Source organism: Streptomyces sp. NPDC054840 (assembly GCF_053611065.1).
This window is the reverse complement of record NZ_JBSGZP010000310.1, coordinates 1-8,248: the sequence shown is the minus strand read 5'-3', so window position 1 is coordinate 8,248 and position 8,248 is coordinate 1. Positions and strand designations below refer to the sequence as shown.

Below are 8,248 nucleotides of genomic sequence, written 5' to 3'. Positions count from 1 at the left end.
CCCCTCGCTTTTGTCCGGGCGCGCCGGGGCGGTACGGTCAACGGTCAACGGGTGCGTCCGCATCGGGCAGCGGCCCGTGTGACGGTCCGACGGATGTGCAGGCGGAGAAGGGCGGAAGGGCGTCGATGGCGATTGCCAAGGCCGAGCGGCTGATGAATCTGGCGCTGTGTCTGCTGGGGACCCGCCGGCCGCTCAGCAAGCGGGAGTTGCGCGGCTCCATCGAGGCCTACATGGAGGCCGGCAACGACGAGTCCTTCAACCGCATGTTCGAGCGGGACAAGGACGACCTGCGTGAACTAGGCCTCGTCATCGAGACGGTGGAGAACCTGGACGGCGAGACCGGCTATCTGGCCCGCCGGGACAGCAACCGGCTGCCTCCCGTCTCCCTCGACGCCGAGGAGGCCGCGGCCCTGGGGCTGGCGGCCAAGGTCTGGCAGCAGGCCCGGCTGGCGGGGGCCGCCAGCGGGGCCCTGCAGAAGCTGCGCGCGGGCGGGATGCCCGAGGCGGAGGACCCGTACGCGGGGCAGCACAGTGCGATCGAGCCGCGCATCCCGGTCCACGAGGCGGCCTTCGAGCCGCTGATGCTGGCCTGCCGGGACCGCCGGCCGGTGGTCTTCGACTACCGCAAGTCCACCGCCGCCAGTCCCGAGGCCCGGCAGGTGGAGCCCTGGGCGCTGGAGTGCTGGCGCGGCCACTGGTACCTGGCCGGCTACGACCGCGACCGCGGGGCCGAGCGGGTGTTCCGGCTCTCCCGGATCACCGGCAAGGTCCGCTCCCGGGCCGCGAAGTACACGGCCGAGGTGCCGGACGTGGTGACCGTGCGGGAGACCGTGGCGAGCTGGGCCGGGGAGAGCGCGGACCGTTCCGCGGTGATCCGGCTGCGGGCCGGGGCGGGCTACCCGCTGCGGGCCAAGGCCACCGCGGTGCGCGAGGGCGGGGGCGGGGACGGCTGGGACGAGCTGGAGATCCCGTACGGGCACGGGCTGGACGCCTGGCTGGTGGAGTTCGGACCCGACGTCGTCGTGGTCGGTCCCGCCGACCTGCGGGCGGACGTGGTGGACCGGCTGCGGGCCGTCGCCGGGGCCTGACCGGGCCCGATCCAGGGGCCCGCGGGCCCGGCGGCCGATCCGCGGCCGCACCGTTCCACAAGAGCGACATCCACAGACGTGCCCTGAGGGGGAGACGTACCAGCATGGCTGCCAACGCCATCGACCAGACCCGCCGCATGCTGTCCCTGGTGACCTACCTGCGCGAGCGCCCCGGTGCGCACGTCGCGGACGTCGCGCGCGCCTTCGGGATCACCGAGGACGAGCTGATCTCGGACCTCGACGTGCTGCCCATGTGCGGGACGAGCTTCCGGGGCGGGGACCTGCTCGACATCGACACCGACGGGGAGCGTATCTGGTGGCGCAATCCCGACGCCTCGGGGGAGTCCACCGCGGAGCCGCTGCGGCTGGCCGCCGACGAGGCGACCGCGCTGCTGGTGGCCGCGCGCGCGGTGGCCACCCTGCCCGGGCTGCGCGAGAGCGACCGGGACGCCCTGCTGCGGGCCACCGCCAAGCTGGAGGCGGCCGCGGGCGAGGTGGCCGGGGCCAGTTCCCGGCTGTCGGTGACCTTCGAGTCCGAGGGCGGGGTCTTCGCGGACGTCGACCGGGCCATCGCGGAGCGCCGGCGACTGTGGCTGCGCTACTACTCGCCGGCGCGGGACGAGCTCACCGAGCGCAAGGTCGACCCGATCCGGCTCTTCGCGGTGGGGCATACGTACATGGAGGGCTGGTGCCACCTCTCGGAGGCCCGGCGCACCTTCCGCCTCGACCGGGTCGCGGAGATCAGGCTGCTGGACGAGCGGGCCGAGCCGCCCGCCATCGAGCCGCGCGACCTGTCCGAGGGACTCGTCCAGCCGGCCGCCGAGGACCCGGAGGTCGTGGTCGAGGTGGGGCCGGGCGGGCGCTGGGTCGCCGAGTACTACCCCCACGACAGCGCGGAGGAGCTGGCCGGGGGCGGTCTGCGGATCACCCTGCGCAGCCCGGACCCGGCCTCGCTGCGCCGGCTCGCGCTGCGGCTGGGCCGCGAGGGCCGGATCGTCGCTCCGGCGGAGCTGGCCGACAGCGCGCGCAGCGCCGCCCGGGACGCACTGGCGGGGTACGGGGAACAGGTCTGAGGGGAGCGCGGTCGATGTCGCCAATGTCCGGGCCCGTCGCCTTCAAGGCCTCCTGTCCCGAGTGCCGTGCCCGCTTCGAGCTGGACGCGGCCGCCCTGCGGCTGGTCATCGGCGGCAGCCGGCGGGCCACGTTCTATTCCTTCACCTGTCCCGAATGCGGTGCGGCCGTACGCAAACCCGCCGGCGAGCGGATCGTGGAACTGCTCACCGGTGGTGGCGTGAGCACCCTGCGCAGCGTCTGACCCGGCGGTGGCCTAGGCTCGCCCCATGCTGTGGCCGATGTTCGCAATTGCCCTGGGCTTCCTCGGAGTGGCCGTGCTCGCCGTGCTCGCGGTGCGGGTGTACGTGGAGGTGCGCAGGCTGGCCTCCCAGGTGGCGCAGGCCAGCCGCCGGATCACCGACGCCTCGGCGGATCTCGAGCGGGCGGCCGTCGACCTGGCCCGGGCGGGACACGGCGCCCGTCCCTGACGGCTGTCCCGTGAGCCCACCCCTCGGTTCGCCGGGGATCACGGGACAGCCCTCGGCCGGGGGACGAATGGGTATGACCGGGGCATGGAGAACCGGCCCGGGCGCAAGCGCGCGGACCCCCGGGGATTGCCGGGCGTTAACCCCCTGGGGTTACGATCCTCGGTAGAGCAGGTCCTGGGCGTCCGTCCGGCGTGCTGTGAACCTCGGAGAGAAGGAAGATACCTATGGGCAACTTCAGGGGTTGGGAAATCCTCGTCATCGTCGGACTCATCATCCTGCTGTTCGGCGCCAAGAAGCTCCCCGACATGGCCCGCTCCCTCGGCAAGTCGGCCCGCATCCTCAAGAGCGAGGCCAAGGCCATGAAGAAGGACGGCGAGAGCGACGACGCCGCCACCGCCGCGCCCGCGGACCAGTCCGCCCAGCAGCCCGTCGCCCCGCGTACCATCCAGGCCGCGCCGGGTGACGTCAGTAGCTCGCGTCCGGTGAGCGAGCCGAACCGCACCGCCCAGGGCTGACACCCGCCGTACACGCCAGTCATCTGCAACGAGACAAGGGACGTGGGTTGCTCAACTCTGCCCGCAAGCAGGAGAAGAAACAACGACAGGCCAAGGACGCCGAAGGGCGCATGCCTCTCGTCGAGCACCTGCGTGAGCTTCGGAACCGCCTGCTGAAGTCGGTCTTGGCGATCGTCGTGATCACGATCGTCGCCGCGTTCTTCTACCGGGACATCATCAACTTCCTGCTGAAGCCGATGCTGGACTCCGTCGGCTGCACGGACGGCGTGGTGACCCAGCGCAACGGTCGCCCCTGCGCCGACATGACCGTGAACGGTCTGATCTCGGCGTTCTCGATCGCCCTGAAGGTCGCCCTGATGGCCGGTGTGGTGCTGTCCGCCCCGGTGTGGCTCTACCAGCTGTGGGCGTTCGCCGCGCCCGGGCTGCACAGCCACGAGAAGAAGTACGCGCGGAGCTTCGTCGCGGTCGGCGCGCCCCTCTTCCTGACCGGCGCGGTGCTCGCGTACAAGATCCTTCCGCAGACCGCGACGATCATGCTCGAGTTCACCCCCGACCACGCGCGCAACCTGCTGCCGGTCGACGACTACCTCGACCTGGTCACCCGCATGGTGATCGTGTTCGGCCTGGCCTTCGAGCTGCCGCTGCTGCTGATCCTGCTGAACTTCACCGGTGTGCTCACCGGCAAGCGGCTGGCGAGCTGGTGGCGGGGCATGGTCCTCGGCATCACGGTCTTCGCCGCCTTCGCGACCCCCACCGGTGACCCGCCGACGATGCTCGCGCTGGCCCTGCCCATCGTGGCCCTCTACTTCGCCGCCCTCGGGATCTGTCTCCTCAACGACCGCAGGCGCAGGCGCAACGACCCCGACGCGGGCCTGAGTGACGACGAGGCCTCCGAGCTGGACCTCACCCCGGCGCCGATCGGTGCGCTGGACCCGGTCCCGGCTCCCGCGGCGCTGCCCGAGCAGGCCGACGGTGCCCGCCACCGGGTCAACGGTTACGACGACGCCACCTGACGGGTACGCCCCCGGCCACCGCCGCCGGGAGGCGCCTCCGGGTCCGACCGCGGTCCGCGAACGGGCTCCGGTACATTCCCGAGGATGAGTCAAGAGGTCACCCTCTTCGTCAATCCCACAGCCGGACGCGGCCGGGGCGCGCACGCCGCGCAGCCGGCCGCTTCGGCTGTACGGGCGGCCGGGTTCTCCGTACGGACCGTCGTGGGCGCCGACGCGCCGGACGCGCTGGCCCGGCTGACGGCGGCCGTCCGTGAGGGCACCGGTTCGGTGATCGCCGTGGGCGGTGACGGGATGGTCTCCCTGGCGCTCCAAGCCCTGGCCGGGACACCGGTGCCGCTCGGGGTGGTCGCGGTGGGCACCGGCAACGATTTCGCCCGGGCCATGGGCCTGCCCGTACGGGAGCCGGCGCGCGCCGGACAGATGGCCGCCGAGGCCCTCAAGGAGAGCCGGACTCGGGAGATCGACCTGGGCCGGGTAGGCGGCGCCGACCAGGAGAAGTGGTTCGGGACGGTGCTGTGCTCCGGCTTCGACTCGCGGGTCAACGACCGGGGCAACCGGATGCGGCTGCCGGTCGGCCGGTTCAAGTACGACCTGGCGATGACCGCCGAGCTGGCCGCCTTCCGGCCCTTCCCGTACCGGATCACCCTGGACGGGGGGCCGGTGATCGAGACCGAGGCCACGCTGGTGGCCGTCCTGGGGGTCCCCCCGGACGGAGTCTGGGGGAGGATCCTCCTACGGCGGGGGCATGCGCATCTGCGCGGACGCCGTTCCCGACGACGGGCTCTTCGGCGTCACGGTGGTCGGCGACTGCAGCCGGGCCACCCTCCTCACGGTGTTCCCGCAGGTCTACAGGGGCCGCCACCTGGGCCATCCGAAGGTGACCGTCCACCGGGCCAGGAAGATCACCCTGGAGGCGGCGGGCCTGTCCGCGTACGCGGACGGCGAGCCGCTGGGGGCGCTTCCGGTGACCGCCGAATGCGTTCCCCGTGCCGTCCGGCTGCTCACTTAAATGATCGCGACTGTTGTCAGGGGTGGCGGGTAGGCTCGACAGCAAGATGACCGAAGAACTCTCACCCGCCGAGCGGTACGCCGCTGCCCGGATCCGCGCCGCCGAAGAGGCCTCCGCCCTGGCCCCCTTCCGCGAGATGTACGACTTCGACCTGGACCCTTATCAGGTCGAGGCCTGTAAGGCGCTGGAGGCCGGCAAAGGCGTCCTCGTCGCCGCCCCGACCGGCTCGGGCAAGACCATCGTCGGCGAGTTCGCCGTGCACCTGGCCCTCCAGCAGGGCCGCAAGTGCTTCTACACGACGCCGATCAAGGCGCTGTCGAACCAGAAGTACGCCGACCTCGTCAAGCGCTACGGCGCCGACAAGGTGGGCCTGCTGACGGGCGACAACAGCGTCAACTCCGAGGCGCCGGTGGTCGTGATGACCACCGAGGTGCTCCGGAACATGCTGTACGCGGGCTCCCAGTCGCTGCTCGGCCTCGGCCACGTCGTGATGGACGAGGTCCACTACCTCTCCGACCGGTTCCGCGGGGCCGTCTGGGAGGAAGTGATCATCCACCTCCCCGAGTCGGTGACCCTGGTCTCCCTGTCGGCCACCGTGTCCAACGCCGAGGAGTTCGGTGACTGGCTGGACACCGTGCGCGGGGACACCGAGGTGATCGTCTCCGAGGAGCGGCCCGTACCGCTGTGGCAGCACGTCATGGCCGGCCGCCGGATCTACGACCTCTTCGAGGAGGAGTCCGACCACGGTGGCCGCGGCTCCGCGCGCCGTGAGGTCAATCCCGACCTGCTGCGCATGGCCCGCGAGGAGAACAGCCGCACCTACAGTCCGAAGGACCGGCGACGCGGAAAGATGGTCCGCGAGGCCGACCGCGAGCGTGAGCGGCGCTCCCGGGGCCGGGTCTGGACCCCGTCCCGGCCCGAGGTCATCGCCCGCCTCGACAACGACGGGCTGCTGCCCGCCATCAACTTCATCTTCAGCCGGGCCGGCTGCGAGGCCGCCGTCCAGCAGTGCCTGTACGCGGGCCTGCGGCTCAACGACGAAGCCGCGCGGCTCAAGGTCCGCGCACTCGTCGAGGCGCGCACCGCCTCCATCCCCACCGAGGACCTGCACGTCCTGGGGTACTACGAGTGGCTCGAAGGCCTGGAGCGGGGCATCGCCGCGCACCACGCGGGCATGCTGCCCACCTTCAAGGAGGTCGTGGAGGAGCTCTTCGTACGCGGCCTGGTGAAGGCCGTCTTCGCGACGGAGACCCTGGCGCTGGGCATCAACATGCCCGCGCGCACGGTGATCCTGGAGAAGCTGGTCAAGTGGAACGGCGAGCAGCACGCCGACATCACCCCCGGCGAGTACACGCAGCTGACCGGCCGGGCCGGGCGGCGCGGCATCGACGTCGAGGGCCACGCGGTGGTGCTCTGGCAGCGCGGCATGGACCCGGCGGGGCTCGCCGGCCTCGCCGGTACCCGTACGTATCCGCTGCGTTCCAGCTTCAAGCCCTCCTACAACATGGCCGTGAACCTGGTCAGCCAGTTCGGGCGGCACCGCTCGCGCGAGCTGCTGGAGACCTCCTTCGCGCAGTTCCAGGCCGACCGCTCGGTCGTCGGGATCTCCCGGCAGGTGCAGCGCAACGAGGAGGGCCTGGAGGGCTACCAGGAGGGCATGACCTGTCACCTGGGGAACTTCGAGGAGTACGCGCAGCTGCGCCGTGACCTCAAGGACCGGGAGACGGACCTGGCCAAGCAGGGCGCGGCACAGCGCCGCGTGCAGGCGGCCAGTTCGCTGGAGAAGCTCAAGCCGGGTGACATCATCCACGTGCCGACGGGCAAGTTCGCCGGGCTCGCGCTGGTCCTGGACCCGGGCGTGCCGGCCGGGCGGGTCAACGGGCACCGCGGGTACGAGTACGCGGAGGGCCCGCGCCCGCTGGTGCTCACCGCCGAGCGGCAGGTCAAGCGGCTCGCCGCGATCGACTTCCCGGTCCCGGTGGAGGCGCTCGACCGGATGCGGATCCCGAAGACCTTCAACGCACGCTCGCCGCAGTCCCGCCGGGACCTGGCGTCCCAGCTGCGGACCAAGGCCGGGCACATCACGCCGGAGCGGCGCTCCCGCGGCCGGGCCGCGGCAGCCGACGACCGTGAGATCGCCCGGCTGCGCAGCGAGCTGCGGGCGCATCCCTGCCACGGCTGTGACGAGCGCGAGGACCATGCCCGCTGGGCGGAGCGCTACTACCGGCTCAAGCGGGACACCCAGCAGCTGGAGCGGCGGATCGAGGGCCGGACGAACACCATCGCCCGCACCTTCGACCGGATCCACGCACTGCTGACCGAGCTGGACTACCTGCGCGAGGACGAGGTCACCGTGCTCGGCAAGCGGCTCGCCCGGTTGTACGGGGAGCTGGACCTGCTGGCCTCCGAATGCCTGCGGGCCAGGGTGTGGGAGGGCTTGAGCCCGGCCGAACTGGCGGCCTGTGTCTCGGCGTTGGTCTTCGAGGCGCGGCAGTCCGACGACGCGGTCGCCCCGAAGGTGCCGGGCGGCGCGGCCAAGGAGGCGCTGGGCGAGATGGTCCGGATCTGGGGCCGGCTCGACGCGTTGGAGGAGGCGCACCGCATCAACCAGGCGGAGGGCGTGGGCCAGCGCGAGCCGGATCTCGGCTTCGCGTGGGCGGCGTACCAGTGGGCCTCCGACAAGAGCCTGGACGAGGTGCTGCGCGAGGCGGAGATGCCGGCCGGTGACTTCGTGCGCTGGTGCAAGCAGGTCATCGACGTGCTCGGGCAGGTCGCGGCGGCGGCTCCGGCGGCCTCAGGCGACAGCGGTAGCACGGTGGCGCGAAATGCCCGTAAGGCCGTGGACGCGCTGCTTCGGGGTGTAGTGGCCTACAGCTCGGTCGGCTAGGCGCTTTTGGGGCTTCCTCTGAGAGTGGGGATGGCTCGATCTGATCTCTTGCCATGATCGAATCGGCGTGCTCTGTGCGACGATCGATTCCATGAGCGGGGAAGCGGACGATGGTCCGAGACGGGTCGGTCGGCCACGTGCCGACCGGCTGAGACCGGACAGTGGCCGGCCGCCGCGCGAGGAACTCCTACGCGC

The 8,248-nt window shown here is 71.7% G+C and carries 7 protein-coding genes and 1 pseudogene; all 8 read left to right on the top strand.

The window, feature by feature from the left end; all coding sequences use genetic code 11:
- The first annotated feature begins 125 nt into the window (after positions 1-125).
- The 8 genes and pseudogenes from ACWGIU_RS21615 to ACWGIU_RS21580 all read left to right on the top strand — a co-directional run bounded on the left by ACWGIU_RS21615 (position 126) and on the right by ACWGIU_RS21580 (position 8,053).
- Positions 126-1,088 (top strand): helix-turn-helix transcriptional regulator, encoded by a 963-nt coding sequence (locus ACWGIU_RS21615; RefSeq protein WP_453708132.1) that lies wholly within the window; start codon positions 126-128, stop codon positions 1,086-1,088.
- A 104-nt stretch (positions 1,089-1,192) separates the two neighbouring features.
- Positions 1,193-2,161, top strand: coding sequence for a helix-turn-helix transcriptional regulator (locus ACWGIU_RS21610; RefSeq protein WP_453708130.1), 969 nt, complete (start codon positions 1,193-1,195; stop codon positions 2,159-2,161).
- A gap of 14 nt (positions 2,162-2,175) precedes the next feature.
- Positions 2,176-2,403, top strand: coding sequence for a hypothetical protein (locus tag ACWGIU_RS21605; protein ID WP_453708128.1), 228 nt, complete (start codon positions 2,176-2,178; stop codon positions 2,401-2,403).
- A gap of 25 nt (positions 2,404-2,428) precedes the next feature.
- Complete coding sequence (locus ACWGIU_RS21600) at positions 2,429-2,629, top strand: hypothetical protein (protein WP_453708126.1); 201 nt, start codon at positions 2,429-2,431, stop codon at positions 2,627-2,629.
- A 224-nt stretch (positions 2,630-2,853) separates the two neighbouring features.
- Entirely contained in the window at positions 2,854-3,144 is a 291-nt protein-coding gene (gene tatA, locus ACWGIU_RS21595; RefSeq protein WP_365275554.1) for a Sec-independent protein translocase subunit TatA, read from the top strand.
- A 47-nt stretch (positions 3,145-3,191) separates the two neighbouring features.
- Complete coding sequence (gene tatC, locus ACWGIU_RS21590) at positions 3,192-4,157, top strand: twin-arginine translocase subunit TatC (RefSeq protein ID WP_453708124.1); 966 nt, start codon at positions 3,192-3,194, stop codon at positions 4,155-4,157.
- 84 nt (positions 4,158-4,241) lie between these two features.
- Positions 4,242-5,166 (top strand): annotated as a pseudogene (locus ACWGIU_RS21585) (diacylglycerol kinase).
- A 46-nt stretch (positions 5,167-5,212) separates the two neighbouring features.
- Positions 5,213-8,053 (top strand): DEAD/DEAH box helicase, encoded by a 2,841-nt coding sequence (locus ACWGIU_RS21580; RefSeq protein ID WP_453708122.1) that lies wholly within the window; start codon positions 5,213-5,215, stop codon positions 8,051-8,053.
- Positions 8,054-8,248: the final 195 nt, after the last annotated feature.